The following is a 17,712-nucleotide window of genomic DNA, read 5'->3' as shown; positions in this document are numbered from 1 at the left end:
GTTCGCAAGAAACCCTACCGCGCCGCACGTACCGGTGGCACGGGCGGCGCGGGGAGGCGATCAGTCCTCTTCGTTCAGCTCGGCGAGGACCTCGTCGCTGACGTCGAAGTTGGCCCAGACGTTCTGCACGTCGTCGCTGTCCTCCAGCGCCTCGATCAGCCGGAAGACCTTGCGGGCGCCCTCGGCGTCCAGCTCGATCTGCATGGTCGGCAGGAAGGAGCTCTCCGCCGACTCGTAGTCGATCCCGGCCTCCTGGATGGCCTTGCGGACGGTCAGCAGGTCGCCCGCCTCGGAGACCACCTCGAAGTTCTCGCCCAGGTCGTTGATCTCCTCGGCGCCCGCGTCCAGCGCGGCCATCATGACGTCGTCCTCGGTGGTGCCCTCCTTGGGCACTACCACGACGCCCTTGCGGTTGAACATGTAGGACACCGAGCCCGGGTCGGCCAGCGAGCCGCCGTTGCGGGTCAGCGCCACGCGCACCTCCGAGGCCGCGCGGTTGCGGTTGTCGGTGAGGCACTCGATGAGGACCGCGACGCCGCCGGGCGCGTAGCCCTCGTACATGATCGTCTGCCAGTCGGCGCCGCCGGCCTCCAGGCCGCCGCCGCGCTTGCGGGCGCGCTCGATGTTGTCGTTGGGGACCGAGTTCTTCTTGGCCTTGTAGATCGCGTCGAACAGGGTCGGGTTGGAGTCGGCGTCGGGACCGCCGACCCTCGCCGCGACCTCGATGTTCTTGATCAGCTTGGCGAAGAGCTTGCCCCGCTTGGCGTCCAGGGCCGCCTTCTTGTGCTTGGTCGTCGCCCATTTGGAGTGGCCGGACATGCTCTCTACCCCTCGTTCTTCGACTGACGCACCAGCTCGGCGAAGTAGCGGTGCACGGTGTGGTCCCCTGTGAGTTCCGGATGGTAGGCCGTCGCCATGAGACGCCCCTGGCGGACCGCGACGATCCTACCGGCGCGATCGCCCGTCTCGACGCGTCCGAGGACTTCGACGCCCTCGCCGACCGACTCGACCCAGGGCGCCCGGATGAAGACGGCCTCCATCGGGAGTCCGTCGAAGTGGATCGTGGACTCGTAGGAGTCCACCTGCCGGCCGAAGGCGTTGCGGCGCACCACCATGTCGATGCCGCCGATGGTCTCCTGGCCGGCCGCGCCGTCCACGATCCGATCGGCCAGCATGATCATGCCGGCGCACGAGCCGTAGGCGGGCAGCCCGGCCTCGATCCGCTTGCGCAGGGGCTCCAGCAGGTCGAAGGCCCGCAGCAGCCGCCACATCGCGGTGGACTCCCCGCCGGGGATCACCAGCCCGTCGCACCGCTCCAGTTCGTCGGCGCGGCGCACGGCCAGGGTCTGCGCCCCGCAGGCCTCCAGGGCGCGGGCGTGCTCGCGGACATCGCCCTGCAGGGCGAGCACACCGATGACGACAGACAAGACAGGGACCTCTCAGGTTGGACTTCAGTGTAGAACGCCGCGACGGGCCCGCGATCTTCCTCCGCCCCCGGTCCCCGGCCCGCTACGCCAGGCGGAACCTGCGGACCGGGAGTTCCAGGGGCAGGAAGCCGTCGCTTCCCCGGGCGGCGAGGTCGTGGCCGAACAGGTCGGCGGCCAGGGCGAGCCCGTACTCCTCGGGATCGAAGGGCAGCGGCACGTCCGCCTCCCGCTCCTCGATCGCCTTGCGGTAGGGGGCCTCGGCCGGCAGCGGCTCGCCCTGGTCGACGACCACGCCGTCCTCCGCGGTCAGGTAGACGTCACGGACGAGGGAGCCGTCGCGGTAGCGGCGGAACCAGCAGCCCCTCGCCTCGCTGTGCAGGACCAGGACCCCGCAGCCGGAGCCGGGCAGGACCGAGGCGATCGTGTCGGCGATGCCCCTGGCCCCCTCGTCCAGGCCGCACAACCGCCGGTCGCAGACGAGCAGGGCGCCGTCGTAGACGCCGATGAACAGCTCGTCGTCGTAGGGCCACAGGGCGAAGTCGAGGACCGTCCTGCCCGCGTCCTCCACCGTGGCGGCCGGGTACAGCCGGCGCGCCAGCTCCAGGGCCGCGCCCTCGTCGTTCTCCAGCCCGGGACGGAAGACCCGTCCCGGCTCGCCGATGCTCGCGCACGCGAGCGCAGCAGACCAGCCCATGCCCGACCCCTCCTGGCCGAGTGCCCGCCCGGCCGTCGCAAGCGTAACGCCTCCGCCACCGTCCGTGGGAGGGGTCACCGCCCGCTCGTCACCAGCCGCGCCCGGCGAACTTGTCCGCCTCCTGCAGGGAGCCCACGTTGATGCCGACCATGGCCTCGCCCAGACCGCGGGAGACCTTGGCGATGACGTCGGGGTCGTCGTGGAAGGTGGTGGCCTTGACGATGGCCTCGGCCCGCTTGACCGGGTCGCCGGACTTGAAGATCCCGGAGCCGACGAACACGCCCTCGGCGCCCAGCTGCATCATCATCGCGGCGTCGGCCGGGGTGGCGATGCCGCCCGCGGTGAACAGCACGACCGGCAGCTTGCCGGTCTGCGCGACCTCCTTGACCAGGTCGTAGGGGGCCTGCAGCTCCTTGGCCGCGACGTACAGCTCGTCCTCGGGCAGGGAGGACAGGCGGCGGATCTCGTCGCGCAGCTGGCGCATGTGGGTGGTGGCGTTGGAGACGTCGCCGGTGCCGGCCTCGCCCTTGGAGCGGATCATGGCCGCGCCCTCGGTGATCCGGCGCAGGGCCTCGCCGAGGTTGGTGGCGCCGCAGACGAAGGGGACGGTGAAGGCCCACTTGTCGATGTGGTTGGTGTAGTCCGCGGGGGTGAGGACCTCGGACTCGTCGATGTAGTCGACGCCGAGGGCCTGCAGCACCTGGGCTTCCACGAAGTGGCCGATCCTGGCCTTGGCCATGACGGGGATGGAGACCGCCTCGATGATCCCGTCGATCATGTCGGGGTCGCTCATCCGGGAGACCCCGCCCTCGACGCGGATGTCGGCGGGGACCCGCTCCAGCGCCATGACCGCGACGGCGCCCGCGTCCTCGGCGATCTTGGCCTGCTCGGGCGTGACCACGTCCATGATCACCCCGCCCTTGAGCATCTCCGCCATACCGCGCTTGACACGTGCGGTGCCGACGGCGGGAGTGTTGTCGGCAGGGGAAGTGGTAGTCACGGGATGTTCCTTCGGAAGGTCGGCGAAACGGTTCGTCGGTCTCTCGGGTTTTCTCGATAAGACGCGACTGCTCTCACCTTCCATGATATTGCCTGGTTCCCACCGAGCTCGACCCTCCCCTGATGGGAAATAAGGATTCCATCATGGAACGATGGGTTTGCCCTGATTGACCAGCACCACCCAGACCTGTCCGGGCGCGAAGGTCATCCGCTCGCCCCCCTCGGTGGTGAAGACGGTGCCCTGGCGCCGAGAGGGGCGCGACCAGGTGCAGTCGTAGGCCTTCCCGTCCCGCAGGACCAGGGCCTTGCCCTTGCCCGTGGTGTGCAGCAGCGGGGTGTAGGAGCCCAGGAAGTCGTGGAACCGCGACCGGGTGGTCCTGACGTACTGGACCACGATCGTCCGGCCGCCCAGGATCCCCCCTTCCGCGGCGGTGTTGACGGTGCCGTTGTGGTAGCTCAGCCAGCGCTTCTGCCGGGCCGACCACTTGAAGGTGAGGCTCTCGGCCGGCCACCGGGCGGTGAACTGCCGGATCGGCCGCCCGCCTTCGGGCGCGGGCCCGAAGCGGAAGCCGATGTCGCGGGCGCGGCCCGCCTTCCGGGCCTGGCGCAGGAGGCTCCGGGGGTCGCCGAAGAGGTTGTAGGGGGCGTAGCGTCCGGACGCGCGCCCGCCGCTGTAGCGGTAGTAGCCCCCGGCCCCGTTGTCCTGGGAGACGTCGATCAGGTCGGCCTCGCGGATCAGGGGCTTCATCTTCGTCTGGACGCCGGAGAAGGCCAGCGCGGGCCGCCGGAACTGGTCGAGCAGGTGCAGGTCGGAGATCCGCGCGCTGCGGACCGGCCCGATCCGCTCGGGCAGCCGGGAGCAGAAGATCGCCATGATCCGGGTCTCGCCGCCCTCGACCTGCTCGACGTAGACGATGTCGGCCGAGCGCAGCCCCTCCTGGGGATGGGCCGGGCCGGTGTTGTCGATCTTGACGGCCAGGACCTTGTTCCGCAGCCCCTTGCTCCCCCCGGTGAAGGGGTGGGTCGGAGCGGGGGTGGCGGTCGGCGTGGGCGTGGGCGTGGGAGAGCCCGCCTGGGGGGTGCTCTCCTTCGGCTTCTCCCCTCCTGAGGAGCAGGCGGAGGCCCCGAAGACCAGCCCGGCCAGCGTGAAGGTGAACCTGCGCCGTGAAACACGATGCACGGTGACTACCTCTCGCCCCGACGACACGTCCGGACGAAGATACCGGAATTACAACACTTCAGGCGGAACGTCGTCGATCTCAAAGAATTCCGGCAGAGGAGCGCGTCCCGCGAGGGGCAGGGCCCGGGCCAGCAGCCTGCGGCGCGCGGTCCTCGTCGTGGCGACGGCGTCGTTGTAGAAGCGGCGGGCGAAGGCGACCTTCTGCGCGGCGGTCTCCAACTCCTCCAGGAGGGCGGCGCCCTCCCCCTCCAGCGCGTCACGGAAGCCCGGCTGCTCCATCACCGCCCGCAGCGCCCGCGACAGGTCGCTCTCGGCGAACTCCCGCTGCTCGGCGTCGGCCGTGCGCGCCTGGTGGGCCGCGGTGGCCAGCACCAGGCTGGTGGCCGGGTCCAGCAGCCTGGAGGCCGCCAGTTCCAGGGAGACCGCGGCCCGGCGCACCAGCGCCGCGTCCAGCCCGGCCCTGGCCAGGTCGACCCGGGCGTGCAGCCGGTCGAGCCGACCGGCCCGCCAGGACAGGTAGGTGCTGAGCAGGAAGAGCACCAGGAGGACGACCAGGAGGTCGAGCAGAGGATTCATCGCGACGCCGACTCCACCACTCCGACCGGGCCGACCACGACCGTCTCATAGACGTGCAGCACGTCGCGGGCGACCGTCGACCAGTCGTAGGCCCGCACCGCGGACCGCGCGGCCTGGGACAGCTCCTTGCGCCGCGCCGGGTCGTCCAGCAGCGCGGCGGCCTGCTCGGCCAGCGCGTCGGCGTCGCCGGTGGTGAACAGCGCCCCGGCCCTGCCGTCCTGCAGCACGCGGCGGAACGCCTCGATGTCGCTGGCCAGGATCGGGGCGCCGGACGACATCGCCTCGGTGAGCACGATGCCGAAGCTCTCGCCGCCCAGGTTCGGCGCGACGAACACGTCCACCGAGTGGTAGGCGCGGATCTTGTCCTCCTCGCTGACCATGCCCAGCACCACGACCCGGTCCCGCAGCTCCGGCGAGACCTTGTCCAGCACGTCCTCGGGTTCCCCCGGACCGGCCACCAGCAGCCGCAGCTCCGGCCGCTCCCTGCCGAGGGTCTCGAAGGCCTTCAGCAGCACCTGCAGGCCCTTGCGCGGCTCGTCCGTGCGGCCGAGGAAGCCCAGGGACCGGCCGCCGTCCTTGCCGTCCCAGCCGGGCAGCGGCTCGGCCGCCGCGTACCGCTCGGTGGACACCCCGTTGGGGATGAGGACGGCGTCGCCGCCCAGATGCTCCACCAGGGTGTTGCGGGCCGCCTCGGACACCGCGATCCGGCCGGTGATCTTCTCCAGCGCGCTCTGCAGGATCGGCGCCGTGACGGTGACCGCGCGGGACTTCTCGTAGGAGGCGTGGAAGGTCGCCACGATCGGGCCGTCCGCGGCCCAGCAGGCCAGCAGGCCCAGGCTCGGCGCGGCGGGCTCGTGGATGTGCAGGACGTCGAAGCCGCCCTCGCGGATCCAGCGGCGCACCCGGCTCGCCGACAGGAAGCCGAAGGCCAGCCGGGCCACCGAGCCGTTGTAGGGCACCGGAACCGCGCGTCCCGCCGGGACGACGTAGTGCTCCAAAGGCGTGTCGTCGTCGGCGGGGGCGATCACCGACACCTCGTGGCCCAGCGCCAGCAGCGCCTCGGCCAGATCGCGGATGTGCTGCTGCACTCCGCCGGGGACGTCCCACGTGTAGGGACAGACGATGCCGATCCTCAAGACAGATCCTCCACCCAGACCTTCTGCAGCATGTGCCAGTCCGCGGGGTGGGCGGCGATGCCCTCGGCGAAGGCGTCGGCCAGCGACTGGGTCATCGCGCGGATCCTGGCCTTGCGGTCGCCCTCCCCGGGATCGGGGATCTCCTCGTGCACGCGCGCGCCCCAGTGCTCCCCTTCGTACCACAGGGTGACCGGAAAGAGCGCGGCCTTCGTCTGGACCGCCAGGGCGGCGGGTCCTCCGGGCAGCCGGGCCGTGCCGCCGAAGAAGTCGACCTCGATCCCGGTGTCGCTCAGGTCGCGGTCGGCCACCAGGCACACCACCCGGCCCTCGCGCAGCCGCCGCGCCAGCACGCCGAAGACCGAGACGTCGCTTCCGGTCAGCGGCAGGATCTCGAAGCCCAGGGACTCGCGGTAGGCGACGAAGCGCTCGAAGAGCGACTCGGGTTTCAACCGCTCGGCGACCGTGGTGAGCGGCTGCCCCCGCAGCACCAGCCACGCCCCGGCGTGGTCGTAGTTGCCCATGTGCGGAAGCGCCAGCACCACTCCCCTGCCCTCGCCGAGCGCCTTGTCGATCCGCTCGTCGCCGGTGATGCGCATCCCCGAGACGATGCGCTCCTTGCCCATGACGGGCAGGCGGAAGCTCTCCAGCCAGTAGCGCAGGTAGGAGCGCATGGCCTGGCGGCTGAGCCGGCGCACCCTCGGGTCCTCCGGAGGGACGCCGAGCACCCGGGCGAGGTTCTTCTCCAGCTGCCGGACGCCCTTGCCGTGTTCGGCCCAGGTGCGGTCGGCGATCCGCCGGAAGACCCGGCGGGCCGCTTTCTCCGGCACGTGCTTGACCGCCGCCCAGCCCAGCCCGTACAAGGCGTCGACGGCCTCGCCCTTGAGCCTGTCCGCCCCGCTCACGAGGCGACCTGACCGGCGGACGACTGCTGGTGGACGGTGTGGAAGCGCTGCGCGACCGTGACGGTGCTGAGCACCGCCAGCAGGCTCAGGCCGACGTGCAGCGCGTACGGGACGCCCAGCCCGTGCAGGCCCGCCGCGACCAGGCTGATGATGAGCCGTTCGGAGCGTTCGGCGATGCCGACGTCGCACTTGAGGCCGAGCCCCTCGGCCCGCGCCTTGGCGTAGGAGATGACCACCCCGGCGACCAGGCAGAACAGCGCGAGCCAGGCCAGCGGCGCGTCGTCGCCCGCACCGGTGAACCACAGGATGAGCCCGGCGAAGATCGCGGCGTCCCCGACCCGGTCCATGGTGGAGTCCAGGAAGGCCCCCCAGGTCCCGGTCTTGCCGGTGACCCGCGCGACGGCGCCGTCGAACATGTCGAAGAAGACGAACGCGGTGATCGCCACGGTGCCCCAGAACAGCTCGCCCCGCGGATAGAACAGCAGCGCCCCGGCGGCGACCCCGGCCGTGCCCGTCACAGTGATCATGTTGGGGGTGACGCCGGTGCGGGCGAGTGTCCTCCCGATCGGGGTCACCACCTTGGCGAGCGCGGGCCGCAAGCGGTTGAGCATCTTCGTCCAAACCATCGATTGCAGGGCTCCGCCATCGTAGTGGCTGCCCCGGGACCCGGGCGTCCGGCGCTCAGTCCTCCGGCCAGGCCTCCGCCAGCAGGGCGCGGGTGTCGCGCAGCAGCTGCGGCAGCACCTTGGTGCGGCCGATAACCGGCATGAAGTTGGTGTCGCCGCCCCAGCGCGGGACGACGTGCTGGTGCAGGTGCGCGGCGATGCCGGCCCCTGCGACCGTGCCGAGGTTCATTCCGACGTTGAAGCCGTGCGCCCCGCTGGCCTTGCGCAGCGCGCCGATCGCCCGCTGGGTGAACCGGGCGAGCTCCAGCGTCTCGGCGTCGTCCAGCTCGGAGTAGTCGGCCACGTGGCGGTAGGGGCAGACCATGAGGTGCCCCGTGTTGTAGGGATAGAGGTTGAGGACCGCGAAGACCGCGGCGCCCCTGCGGATGATCAGGCCGTCCTCGTCGTCGCCCTTGGGGATCTCGCAGAACGGGCAGCCGTCGCCCTCTCCCGGGCCGGTCGGCTTGTTCTCCCCCTTGATGTAGGCCATCCGGTGCGGCGTCCACAACCGCTGGAAACCGTCCGGCGTCCCCGCGCCCTCCTGCTCCTCGAGCTCGAAGGACCTGTCAGACGGCTCCCTCACCACGGCCACGCCCCTTTCTCAGCACCAGGCCCGCTCAGGATAGGCGGGTCGGAGGCGGAGCCGGAAACCGGGCGTACAAACTTAACTTTCAGCAACAAAGAGCAGGAAAAACACACTTGCCTGGCGTATCCCGGCCGCACTCCGCCAAGATGGCAGACACCGTACCCGGCGGCGCCCCAGTGAGGAGACCGCGATGTCCGACCTCGACCCCCTTTACTCCACCAACGGCATCGGAGGCGAGCACCGCTCCGAACCGCGGTCGGCTATGCCCTTCTTCCCCTCGCCTCCCGCCGCGCCGACGACCACCTCCCCGGGCCTCTCCACGGGAACGGTTCCGCCGCCGCTGCGCGGCGAGGTCATGCCCGGCGGCACGGGACCGATCTCGCAGGCCGGGCCGCCCGCGCCCGTCCAGCCGCCCTCCCCCTTCCCGGAGAGCGCCGCGGCGGAGGCGCCCTCCGGCCGCGGCGCCTCGGTCAAGGGACAGATCAGGATCGAGGACGAGGTGGTGGAGAAGATCGCCGCCCTGGCCGCGCTGGAGGTCGCCGGAGTCGCCGCGCTCGGCGGAAGGAAGGCCTCCTCCGAGACCATGGAGGAGGTCCGCCGCCGCATCGGCGGCGGCGACGGGCGTGCCGGGTCCGGCGTGCGGGCCCGGGTCGCCGACGAGGAGATCTCCCTGGAGCTCACCCTGATCGTGGAGTACGGCAGCGTCGTCATCGACGTGGCCCGGACCGTGAAGAACAACGTGGCCAGGAACGTGGGGGTCATGCTGGGCATGAAGGTCTCCTCGGTCGACGTGACCGTGGAGGACGTGCGGATGCGGGGCGAGACCCCCTCCTGAGGAGCGCTCCGCCCGAGCGCTCACCTGCGCTGGAGTTCGCACTCCCGCTCGCCCGCGCTGCTCATCACCGTCAGGCCGACCTTCTTGATCGCCTGGGACGAGACGTCCTCGAACTTGAAGACGTGCGGGGTCGGGTCGCCGGAGGTGGTGTAGCTCTGCGCGGCGGGCTCGCCGTTGACCGGCACCACGATCGCCCGGACCGCGCCGAACCCGGTGTAGACGACGGTCACCTCGATGCCCTTGCCCGCGCGCTTGTAGTACGCCGACTTGGTGCCGCAGGGGCCGTTGCCCTGCGGCTGCTTCTGCTGGCCCGTACCGCTCTGCCCCGGGTTAAGCACGGTGAACGGGTTGTCCCCCTTGTCGCCGGTGTCCTGGGTCGCGCCCGGATCCGTCGGCGCGGACGCCGCGGGCCCGGTCGGCGCGGCCGTCGGAGTGCCGTCGTCCATCAGCGGCCACAGCAGGACTCCGACCGCCGCCAGGACGAACAGCGCCGTGATCGCGTAACCAGAGCTGCGGAGCACCCGGTGGATCAGAGGGCTCTGCGGCATGGGCGTTCCCACAATCGTTACTAGGGGGTAGGGAGTGATAGAGGCTACCGCACCGGGGCTCCCAGGACCCGGGTCGCCATCACGGCGATCCGGCGGGCGGCCTCCTCCGGCGCGCCCTGCGGGGTGACCAGGTAGCTGATGGTGACCCGGCAGACCATGTCGACGGCCAGGTGCACCGACTCGGGGTCCAGATCCGGACGGTGCCGCGCCGCCAGATCGGTCACGGTCCGCACCGCCAGGACCAGCGGCGGGTCCTCTCTGCGGCGCAGCACCTCGATCAGCTCCTCGGCCGACCAGCCGACCCGGGCGCTGGTGAGGATGCTGTAGAGCACCGAGTCCGACTCCGCCTGCCGGAAGGTGTAGAGCACCGCCTCGGCGACCGCGGCCTCCACGTCGTCCTGCTGGTCCAGCAGGCACTCGCTGAGCCCGACCAGGTGCCGCTCGAACTCCCGCATCACCAGGGCCTCGCCGAGCGAGGCCTTGGAGCCGAACTCGTTGTAGGCGCTCTGCCGGCTGACCCCGGCCTCGGCCGCGACGTGGGAGACCCGTAGCCGCGGCCAGCCCCGGATCTCGATCAGCCGGCGGGCGGCGTCCAGCAGGCGCTCCCGTACCGGGGGGCGAGTGTCATGGGTCACGGTCACCCGTGGCATCGTACAAAAACAGATCTTCGAGGACCACCGGAGGGAACCGCCCGGCACGGGCGGTCCCCTCCGGCACCGGTCAGACCTGGATCCGGTCCTCGACCGCCTTCACGATCTCGGCCACCGCCTCGTCCACCGGCACCCCGTTGTTCTGCTCGCCGGAGCGGTAGCGGAACGACACCGCGCCCTTGGACACGTCTTCGTCACCCGCCAGCAGCATGAACGGGACCTTCTGCTTCTGGGCGTTGCGGATCTTCTTCTGCATGCGGTCGGAGGAGGAGTCCACCTCCACCCGGATGCCGCGCGCCTTCAGCTTCGCCGCGACCTCCTCCAGGTAGGGCACGTGCTCGTCGGCGATCGGGATGCCGACGACCTGGACGGGCGAGAGCCACGGAGGCATCGCGCCGGCGTAGTGCTCCAGCAGCACGCCGAAGAACCGCTCGATCGAGCCGAACAGCGCCCGGTGGATCTTGATCGGGCGCTGGCGGGAGCCGTCGGCGGCCTGGTACTCCAGGTTGAACCGCTGCGGCATCTGGAAGTCCAGCTGGATGGTGGACATCTGCCAGGAGCGGCCGATGGCGTCACGCGCCTGCACGGAGATCTTCGGACCGTAGAACGCGGCTCCGGCCGGGTCGGGCACCAGCTCCAGGCCGGAGCGCTCGGCGGCCTCGCGCAGCGCCTCGGTGGCCTCCTCCCATTCGGCGTCGGTGCCGACGTACTTCTCGTCGTTGCGGGTGGACAGCTCCAGGTAGAAGTCGTCCAAGCCGTAGTCGCGCAGCAGGTCCAGGACGAAGCCGAGCAGCGAGTGCAGCTCGTCCTGCATCTGCTCACGGGTGCAGTAGATGTGCGCGTCGTCCTGGGTGAGGCCGCGCACGCGGGTCAGGCCGTGCACCACGCCGGACTTCTCGTACCGGTAGACGGTCCCGAACTCGAACAGCCGCAGCGGCAGCTCCTTGTAGGAGCGGCCCCGCGAGCTGAAGATCAGGTTGTGCATGGGGCAGTTCATGGGCTTGAGGAAGTACTCGGCGCCCTCCACCTCCATGGGCGGGAACATGCCGTCGCGGTACCAGTCGAGGTGGCCGGAGACCTCGTACAGGTGGCCCTTGGTGATGTGCGGGGTGTTGACGAAGGAGTACCCGGCCTGCTCGTGGCGGATGCGCGAGTAGTTCTCCAGTTCGCGCCGGATGATGCCGCCCTTGGGGTGGAACACCGGCAGGCCCGAGCCGATCTCGGACGGGAAGGAGAACAGGTCGAGCTCGGCGCCGAGGCGGCGGTGGTCGCGCTTCTCGGCCTCCTCCAGCATCTTGAGGTACTCGTTCTGCTTGTCGCGGGACTCCCAGGCGGTGCCGTAGATGCGCTGAAGCTGGGGGTTCTTCTCGCTGCCGCGCCAGTACGCGCCGCCGGAGCGCATCAGCTTGAACGCCGGGATGTTGCGGGTGGTCGGCAGGTGCGGGCCCCGGCACAGGTCCTTCCAGCACAGCTCGCCGGACTTGGCGTCGAGGTTGTCGTAGATGGTCAGCTCGGCGCCGCCGACCTCCACCGACTCCTCGTCGGCCGCGCCGCCCTTGAGGCCGATCAGCTCGAGCTTGTAGGGCTCGGCGGCCAGCTCCTCGCGGGCCTCCTCGTCGGAGACGACCCGGCGGGAGAAGCGCTGCCCCTGCTTGACGAGCTCGCGCATGCGCTTCTCGACGCGCTTGAGGTCCTCAGGGGTGAAGGGGTTCTCGACGTCGAAGTCGTAGTAGAAGCCGTTCTCGACCGGCGGGCCGATGCCCAGCTTGGCCTCGGGGAAGATCTCCTGGACCGCCTGGGCCATCACGTGGGCGGTGGAGTGCCGCAGGATGTCGCGGCCGTCCTTGGAGTCGATCTCGACGCCCTCGATGACGTCCCCGTCCCGCACGACGTACTCCAGGTCGCGCAGCTCACCGCCGACCCGGGCCGCGACGATCCGGGAACCTCCGTCCAGCACCTGCCCCGCCGTGGTGCCGGCGTCCACCACTCGCTCGCTTCCGCCGAGGGTGACGCGCAGTTCGGACACGGGAACTCCTTGAATCGTGAATCGATCGGATGATCACAAAAGGCCCTGGGAGAGTTCTCCCAGGGCCCTTCGCATGTCGCAGATGGTCAGCGCGCGTGCTCAGACGGCCGGGGAGAACCCCGGCGTGGTCGTCTCGTAAGCGTGGTGAGCGGCTGCCATGCCCACAGTCTAACCCGATCTCGTCCCGTTTCTCGTCCGGACGCGGTCCCGGCCTTTCGCGGGGGTCGCTTGCCCGGGCCTGCACTAGGGTTCTGCTCCAGTCGACTGAGGGCGGGCGAAGGCTGCGGTGCGGAAGACGGGCGAACGTGCGGCGAGGACGGCGGCGAACCGGGCGCGGATGCTCGGGGCCGCCAAGGAGCTGTTCATCGAGCGCGGCTACACGGCCACCACCATGAAGGCCGTCGCCGAGCGGGCCGGCATGGCGGTGCAGACGCTCTACTTCACCTTCAGCACCAAGCGGGCCATCCTGTCGGAGCTCCTGGACGTCGAGATCGCCGGGGACGCCGAGCCCGTCGCCACCCTGGACCGCCCCTGGGCCGTCGAGGCCCTGGCCGCTCCCCCGGCGGAGCAGATCCGGCTGCAGGCCGCCGGAGCCGGGCGGATCCTGGCACGCGTCGCCCCGCTGCTGGAGGTGGTGCGCTCCGCGGCCTCGACCGACCCGGAGATCGCCGCGCTGTGGCGGGCCAACCTCTCCCAGCGGCACACCGTGCAGTCGCGCTTCGCCGAGGCGCTGGCCGCCAAAGGCGCACTACGCGAAGGCACGGACGCCGCGCGCGCCGCCGACATCATGCTCGCCCTGCTCTCGTCCGAGACCTACCACCTGCTGGTGGAAGAACGCGGCTGGAGCGGCGAGGAGTGGCGGGACTGGGCCGCCGACACGCTCCTCCGGCAGCTCCTGCCGCCCGGGTGGGATCGTTCCTGAGGAGTGGCCGGGGGATCACCCGGCGGAGGCAGGACGCGGAGGCCCTCCGGTGGCTAGCCTCGCCAGTGTGATCGAACAAGCTCCCCGAAGCGTGGTCTCCGCGCTGCTCGAAGCCGCGGCGCTGGCCCCCGTCCGGCCGGAACGGCGCCTGTACTCCACCGACCGGACCTGGGTGAAGGTCACGGTCCTGCTCGTCACGCTGTCCCTCGCCGTCGGGTTCACCGGCGGCAGCATCGCGATCTACATCAACGTGCACGGGCTCGGGACGAGCCAGAGCTGGCTGCTGGGGCTGCTGCAGGGCCTGCCTCTGCTGGCCGCGCCCTACCTTCCGCTGGCGGCCTGGCGGATCATGGCGGCGGGCCTGCTGCTGGCCGAGGTCGCCCTGGGCCACCACGGCGACTTCATGCCCTGGCCGGTCACCTCCCTGCTGGGACTGCTGGTGGTGCTGGCCCTCGTCGCCGCGGTCTCCCCCCGCCTGGTGACCAAAGGTGTGAGCGTGCTGACGATCAGCATCCTGGCGGTCGTGCCGATCCTGTTCAACGGGCTCGAGCCCTGGTTCGGGCTCATCCTCACCGCGCTGGCCGCGCTGGCGTTGATCTTCGGCGACGCGGTCGGCGGGCGGCGCTGGGCCGAGATGAGCCTGGCCGAGCAGGCCGAGCTGCGCCGGCAGGACCTGGCCCGCCAGGCGGTGCTGGAGGAGCGCTCCCGCATCGCGCGGGAGCTGCACGACGTCGTCGCCCACCACATGTCCGTGATCGCGCTGCAGGCCGAGGCCGCCCCCTACAAGATCCCCGAGCTGCCCGAGGCGGCCCGCGCCACCTTCGCGCTGCTGCGGGACGAGGCGCGGGCCGCGCTCACCGAGACCCGGCGGGTGGTCGGGCTGCTGCGGGCCGACGACGAGGCCGCCGAACGGGTGCCGCAGCCGGGCATGGACCGGCTGCCCGAGCTCGTGGCCTCCCATGACGGGCTGCGGGTGACGCTGACCGTGGTCGGCGCCGTGCGGACGCTGCCGGAGGGCCTGGACCTGTCGGCCTACCGGATCATCCAGGAGGCGCTGAGCAACGCCGCGCGCTACGCCCCGGGCTCCGCGGTCTCGGTGGAGGTCCGCTACGACGGGGACCGGCTGAGGCTGGCGGTCAGGGACGACGGGCCGCGCGGCGAGCCCGACACCAGCAACGGCGGGCACGGGCTGGTCGGGATGCGCGAGCGGGTGACGATGCTGGGCGGCGTCCTGACGGCGGGCGAGGACGGCGAAGGGTGGGCCGTGGTCGCCGAGCTTCCCTATGATGACGGGCATGATCCGCGTGGTGATCGCTGACGATCAGGTGATGATCAGGGACGGGCTCGCCACGCTGCTGGCCTCGGCCCCCGACATCGAGGTGGTGGGCCAGGCGGGAGACGGCCAGGAGGCGGTGGAGCTGTGCGCCGAGCTGGCCCCCGACGTCGTCGTCATGGACATCCGGATGCCGCGGCTGGACGGCCTGGCCGCCACCGCCCGCATCGCCGCGGACGACGGGACCGCCAAGCCCAAGGTCCTCATCCTGACCACGTTCGACCTGGACGAGTACGTCTACGAGGCGCTCGGCGCGGGCGCCAGCGGGTTCCTGCTCAAGGACGCCTCGGCCGGCGACCTCATCCACGCGGTCCGGGTGGTGGCCTCCGGCGAGGCGCTGCTGGCCCCCTCGGTGACCCGCAGGCTCATCTCCGACTTCGCCCGGCGGCGGCGGCACGAACGGCCTCGCACCGACCTGGTGGACGTGCTCACCCCCCGGGAGCTGGACGTCCTGCGGCTGATCGCCCGCGGCCTGTCGAACGCCGAGATCGCGGGCGAGCTGTTCCTGTCGGAGCAGACGGTCAAGACCCATGTCGGCCACGTCCTGAGCAAGCTGGGCCTGCGGGACCGCACCCAGGCCGTCGTCTTCTCCTACGAGAACGGCATCGCCGGTTGAGTTCCGGCCACCGCGGCGCCGTCCGGCCGTAGGGTCGGTGTCCGTGCGGACCATGAAGACGGTGAAGGCCTTCGTCGTCAGCTCGGTGTTCTCCCTGGTGACCGGCGGGGGCTCCTGGCTGACCGGCGTCGACCCGCATCCGCCCCTGCCCGCGCTGCGGCCGCTGCCCGGCACGGCGTCCGCCCCGGTCACGGTCCGCACCCCCGGCAGGCTGCTGGCCTACGACCCGCGAGGCGACGGCCGGGCCATCGAGGTCTTCGGTTCGCTGCGCGCCGCCCGCCACATCGCGGTCCTCGTGCCGGGCACCGGCTGGGATCTGAACAAGCTGCTCAAGGGCTCGCGCAACGCCGATCCGGTGCGGGGCGCGCAGGTGCTGCGCGCGCAGATGGCCGCGCTGGACCCGTCGGCGCGGACCGCGGTCGTCGTCTGGCTCGGCTACGACGCCCCCGAGGACATCGACCGGCAGGCCTTCCGGTCCGAACGCGCCGCCGCCGGGGCCCGCGCGCTGGTCTCGTTCGTGCGCGCCCTGCCCGACCGGGCCCGGCTCACCCTGGTCGGGCACAGTTACGGGACCGTCGTGCTGGGCCGGGCCGCGAGCCGTCTGCCGGAGGTCTCCGACCTGGTGGCGCTGGCCTCGCCCGGCATGGACGCCGGTTCCGTCGCCGACCTGGGCACCGGAGCCAGGGTGTGGGCCGCGCGGGCGAGCGGCGACCCGATCCGGCTCAGCCCCGACGTGCGGATGGCCGGCTACGGGCATCTCACCGACCCGGTCTCGCCGGAGTTCGGCGCCGCCGTCTTCCGCACCGGGGGCATCCGGGGGCACAACGGTTACTACCGGCCCGGCTCGGAGTCCGTGCTCAACCTCGCACGGATCATCCTGGGCCGGGCCGGTGAGGTGACCCGCGGCTAACGCGACGGGTCGAGCACCAGCTTGCCGGCCGTCCGCCGGGACCGCAGCGCCTCATGGGCGGCGGCGGCCTCCGACAGCCCGTACTCGCCGCCGGGCAGGACGCGCAGCGCCCCCGTGGCGGCCAGCCCAAACAGCTCGGTCATCGCCCGGCGCATGACGTCGCCGGGCAGGGTGAAGACGTGCGGCAGCCACATGCCGGCCACGGCGGTGGAGTGGCGCAGCAGGGAGGGCGCCTGGATCGGGGACGGCGGCTTGCGGGACGCCATCCCGTAGAAGGCGAGCCTGCCGAACGGGGCGAGCGCGGCCAGCGACCGGTCGGTGACGTCGCCGCCGGTCATCTCCAGCACGACGTCGACGCGTTTTCCGCCGTTGGCCTCGATGAGCGCGGCCTTCAGGTCGGGGACGTCCGGGTCCAGCGCGACGTCCGCGCCGAGGTCCAGCGCCAGCTCGCGTTTCTCCCGGCTGGAGGCGGTGGCGATGACGCGCCCTGCGCCCCAGGCCTTGGCGAGCTGAACGGCCAGGCTGCCGACTCCGCCCGCGGCGGCGTGCACCACGACGGACTCGCCGGGCTCCAGGTGGGTGCTCTTGCGCAGCAGCAGCCAGGCGGTCGCGCCCTGGACGATCAGGCCGAGCGCGGTCAGGTCGTCCACCCCGTCGGGGATGTCGTAGACGGCTCCGGCGTCGGCCACGGCCTGCTCGGCGTAGCCTCCGCCGCCGGAGGTGAGGGCGACCACGCGGCGCCCGTCCGCGGTCCCGGCGACCTCGCCGCCGGGGATCATCGGCAGCTCGGAGGCCGCCAGGTAGCTGTTCTCCGCCTGGTGGGTGTCGGCGTAGTTCACCCCGGCGCGGGTGACGTCGATGAGCACCTGGCCGGGACCGGGCACGGGGGCCGGCACGTCGGCGAGGCGCAGCACCTCGGGACCGCCGAACTCGGTGATCTGGATGGCTCTCATGGTCGGCTCCTGTCAGACTCGGGGTCCGGGGACACCGCGGAAGCGGAACGGCTCGAACTCGCGGCCGGGCACCACCGGCCAGGCCTGGCCGGTGGTGCCGGAGGCCAGGAGCGTCAGGAAGGCGTCGACGACGGTCTCCACGTCCAGGATGGGGAAGTCGCCGAGGAAGTCCCGCAGCCGGGTGAGGATGTCGGTGTCGGCGAAGGACGGGCACAGCGCGTTGACGCGGATGCCCTCCTCCTCGTAGGCCGGGCCCAGCGAGCGGGCCAGGGCGACGACGGCCGCCTTGTTGGCCGCGTAGACCGGTTCGTAGGGCATGGGGGCTAGGCCGCCCATGCTCCCGGTGAGGACGATGTCGCCGCCGCCCCGGGCGCGCAGCGCGGGCAGCGCCGCGTGCACGCCGTAGACGACGCCGTCGAGGTTGATGGCCATCGCGCGCCGGTAGACCTCGGGGTCGAAACCCTCTCCCAGGTCGCAGCCGGTGCTCACGCCGGCGTTGAGGAACGCCACGTCCAGCCCGCCGAAACGCTCGACCGCCGCCTCCACCGCGCGGACGCTGTCGGCGGGTTCGCGCACGTCGCACCGGACGAACAGGGTGTCCAGCTCGGCGGCCAGGGCCTCACCCCTCTCGACGTCCACGTCGCAGAGCACCGGCCGGGCGCCGAGACCGGCCAGGCGGCGGGCCACCGCCGCACCGATGCCGTTGGCGCCGCCGGTGATCCAGACGACCTTTCCCTTGAGTTCCACGGACCCT

At 71.6% G+C, this 17,712-nt stretch carries 20 protein-coding genes; 5 read left to right on the top strand and 15 right to left on the bottom strand.

All coding sequences use genetic code 11. The features are described from left to right. Positions 1-60: 60 nt before the first annotated feature. From ABGB12_RS17425 to ABGB12_RS17380, 10 genes are all read right to left on the bottom strand, one after another. Entirely contained in the window at positions 61-819 is a 759-nt protein-coding gene (locus ABGB12_RS17425; protein WP_347679058.1) for a YebC/PmpR family DNA-binding transcriptional regulator, read from the bottom strand. A 5-nt stretch (positions 820-824) separates the two neighbouring features. Then, on the bottom strand, positions 825-1,427 hold the full coding sequence (gene pdxT / locus ABGB12_RS17420; protein WP_347679056.1) for a pyridoxal 5'-phosphate synthase glutaminase subunit PdxT: 603 nt from the start codon (positions 1,425-1,427) through the stop codon (positions 825-827). A gap of 82 nt (positions 1,428-1,509) precedes the next feature. After that, a complete protein-coding gene (locus ABGB12_RS17415; protein ID WP_347679054.1) occupies positions 1,510-2,121 on the bottom strand; it encodes a hypothetical protein in 612 nt (203 codons plus the stop codon). A gap of 88 nt (positions 2,122-2,209) precedes the next feature. Next, positions 2,210-3,121, bottom strand: coding sequence for a pyridoxal 5'-phosphate synthase lyase subunit PdxS (gene pdxS, locus ABGB12_RS17410; protein WP_347679052.1), 912 nt, complete (start codon positions 3,119-3,121; stop codon positions 2,210-2,212). Between the two features lie 141 nt (positions 3,122-3,262). Beyond that, positions 3,263-4,300 carry a DUF3048 domain-containing protein gene (locus ABGB12_RS17405; protein WP_347679050.1) on the bottom strand — a complete coding sequence of 346 codons (1,038 nt, stop codon included), beginning with the start codon at positions 4,298-4,300 and terminating at the stop codon, positions 3,263-3,265. A gap of 48 nt (positions 4,301-4,348) precedes the next feature. Continuing rightward, positions 4,349-4,876 (bottom strand): hypothetical protein, encoded by a 528-nt coding sequence (locus ABGB12_RS17400; protein WP_347679048.1) that lies wholly within the window; start codon positions 4,874-4,876, stop codon positions 4,349-4,351. Continuing rightward, positions 4,873-6,012, bottom strand: coding sequence for a glycosyltransferase family 4 protein (locus ABGB12_RS17395; protein ID WP_347679046.1), 1,140 nt, complete (start codon positions 6,010-6,012; stop codon positions 4,873-4,875). The genes ABGB12_RS17400 and ABGB12_RS17395 overlap by 4 nt, the downstream gene beginning before the upstream one ends. Then, positions 6,009-6,914 (bottom strand): phosphatidylinositol mannoside acyltransferase, encoded by a 906-nt coding sequence (locus tag ABGB12_RS17390; protein ID WP_347679044.1) that lies wholly within the window; start codon positions 6,912-6,914, stop codon positions 6,009-6,011. The genes ABGB12_RS17395 and ABGB12_RS17390 overlap by 4 nt, the downstream gene beginning before the upstream one ends. Then, positions 6,911-7,525, bottom strand: coding sequence for a phosphatidylinositol phosphate synthase (pgsA, locus tag ABGB12_RS17385; RefSeq protein ID WP_347679200.1), 615 nt, complete (start codon positions 7,523-7,525; stop codon positions 6,911-6,913). The genes ABGB12_RS17390 and pgsA overlap by 4 nt, the downstream gene beginning before the upstream one ends. A 70-nt stretch (positions 7,526-7,595) precedes the next feature. Next, positions 7,596-8,165 carry an HIT domain-containing protein gene (locus ABGB12_RS17380; protein WP_347679198.1) on the bottom strand — a complete coding sequence of 190 codons (570 nt, stop codon included), beginning with the start codon at positions 8,163-8,165 and terminating at the stop codon, positions 7,596-7,598. 190 nt (positions 8,166-8,355) lie between these two features. Between ABGB12_RS17380 and ABGB12_RS17375 the strand changes: the two genes are divergently transcribed. Beyond that, positions 8,356-9,000 carry an Asp23/Gls24 family envelope stress response protein gene (locus ABGB12_RS17375; protein ID WP_347679042.1) on the top strand — a complete coding sequence of 215 codons (645 nt, stop codon included), beginning with the start codon at positions 8,356-8,358 and terminating at the stop codon, positions 8,998-9,000. A 20-nt stretch (positions 9,001-9,020) separates the two neighbouring features. Here the strand turns inward: ABGB12_RS17375 and ABGB12_RS17370 are convergent, their stop codons facing one another. The 3 genes from ABGB12_RS17370 to thrS form a co-directional block, all read right to left on the bottom strand. Further along, complete coding sequence (locus ABGB12_RS17370; protein WP_347679041.1) at positions 9,021-9,548, bottom strand: hypothetical protein; 528 nt, start codon at positions 9,546-9,548, stop codon at positions 9,021-9,023. 44 nt (positions 9,549-9,592) lie between these two features. Further along, positions 9,593-10,189, bottom strand: a complete 597-nt coding sequence (locus ABGB12_RS17365; RefSeq protein ID WP_347679040.1) for a TetR family transcriptional regulator — start codon at positions 10,187-10,189, stop codon at positions 9,593-9,595. Positions 10,190-10,268: 79 nt separating this feature from the next. Further along, positions 10,269-12,224, bottom strand: coding sequence for a threonine--tRNA ligase (gene thrS, locus ABGB12_RS17360; protein WP_347679039.1), 1,956 nt, complete (start codon positions 12,222-12,224; stop codon positions 10,269-10,271). Positions 12,225-12,510: 286 nt separating this feature from the next. On the opposite strand from thrS, the gene ABGB12_RS17355 reads away from it, so the two are divergent. From ABGB12_RS17355 to ABGB12_RS17340, 4 genes are all read left to right on the top strand, one after another. After that, complete coding sequence (locus tag ABGB12_RS17355; protein WP_347679037.1) at positions 12,511-13,146, top strand: helix-turn-helix domain-containing protein; 636 nt, start codon at positions 12,511-12,513, stop codon at positions 13,144-13,146. 67 nt (positions 13,147-13,213) lie between these two features. Further along, the gene (locus tag ABGB12_RS17350; protein WP_347679035.1) at positions 13,214-14,464 is read left to right on the top strand and encodes a sensor histidine kinase; all 1,251 of its coding nucleotides are present in this window, start codon (positions 13,214-13,216) and stop codon (positions 14,462-14,464) included. After that, positions 14,433-15,095, top strand: a complete 663-nt coding sequence (locus ABGB12_RS17345) for a response regulator transcription factor (protein ID WP_347679033.1) — start codon at positions 14,433-14,435, stop codon at positions 15,093-15,095. The genes ABGB12_RS17350 and ABGB12_RS17345 overlap by 32 nt, the downstream gene beginning before the upstream one ends. Positions 15,096-15,147: 52 nt before the next feature. Beyond that, positions 15,148-16,005: an alpha/beta hydrolase gene (locus tag ABGB12_RS17340; RefSeq protein ID WP_347679196.1), complete on the top strand. Its 858-nt coding sequence runs from the start codon at positions 15,148-15,150 to the stop codon at positions 16,003-16,005. On the opposite strand, the gene ABGB12_RS17335 is transcribed toward ABGB12_RS17340, so the two are convergent. Both ABGB12_RS17335 and ABGB12_RS17330 read right to left on the bottom strand, forming a co-directional pair. Beyond that, positions 16,002-16,958: an NADPH:quinone oxidoreductase family protein gene (locus ABGB12_RS17335; RefSeq protein WP_347679031.1), complete on the bottom strand. Its 957-nt coding sequence runs from the start codon at positions 16,956-16,958 to the stop codon at positions 16,002-16,004. The two genes, ABGB12_RS17340 and ABGB12_RS17335, sit on opposite strands and share 4 nt — an antisense overlap. A 12-nt stretch (positions 16,959-16,970) precedes the next feature. Further along, on the bottom strand, positions 16,971-17,705 hold the full coding sequence (locus tag ABGB12_RS17330; RefSeq protein ID WP_347679029.1) for an SDR family NAD(P)-dependent oxidoreductase: 735 nt from the start codon (positions 17,703-17,705) through the stop codon (positions 16,971-16,973). Positions 17,706-17,712: the final 7 nt, after the last annotated feature.

This window comes from Actinocorallia sp. B10E7, from assembly GCF_039871655.1.
In the GTDB taxonomy this organism is placed as follows: Bacteria; Actinomycetota; Actinomycetes; order Streptosporangiales; family Streptosporangiaceae; genus Actinocorallia.
The sequence above is the reverse complement of the archived record's forward strand: the minus strand, read 5'-3'. Positions and strand labels throughout refer to the sequence as shown.

Coding starts and splice junctions, on each gene's coding strand:
- ABGB12_RS17425 (WP_347679058.1), bottom strand. CDS start 819: ATGTCCGGCCACTCCAAATGGGCGACGACCAAGCACAAGAAGGCGGCC.
- ABGB12_RS17415 (WP_347679054.1), bottom strand. CDS start 2,121: ATGGGCTGGTCTGCTGCGCTCGCGTGCGCGAGCATCGGCGAGCCGGGA.
- ABGB12_RS17400 (WP_347679048.1), bottom strand. CDS start 4,876: ATGAATCCTCTGCTCGACCTCCTGGTCGTCCTCCTGGTGCTCTTCCTG.
- pgsA (WP_347679200.1), bottom strand. CDS start 7,525: ATGCTCAACCGCTTGCGGCCCGCGCTCGCCAAGGTGGTGACCCCGATC.
- ABGB12_RS17375 (WP_347679042.1), top strand. CDS start 8,356: ATGTCCGACCTCGACCCCCTTTACTCCACCAACGGCATCGGAGGCGAG.
- ABGB12_RS17370 (WP_347679041.1), bottom strand. CDS start 9,548: ATGCCGCAGAGCCCTCTGATCCACCGGGTGCTCCGCAGCTCTGGTTAC.
- ABGB12_RS17345 (WP_347679033.1), top strand. CDS start 14,433: ATGACGGGCATGATCCGCGTGGTGATCGCTGACGATCAGGTGATGATC.
- ABGB12_RS17340 (WP_347679196.1), top strand. CDS start 15,148: ATGAAGACGGTGAAGGCCTTCGTCGTCAGCTCGGTGTTCTCCCTGGTG.
- ABGB12_RS17335 (WP_347679031.1), bottom strand. CDS start 16,958: ATGAGAGCCATCCAGATCACCGAGTTCGGCGGTCCCGAGGTGCTGCGC.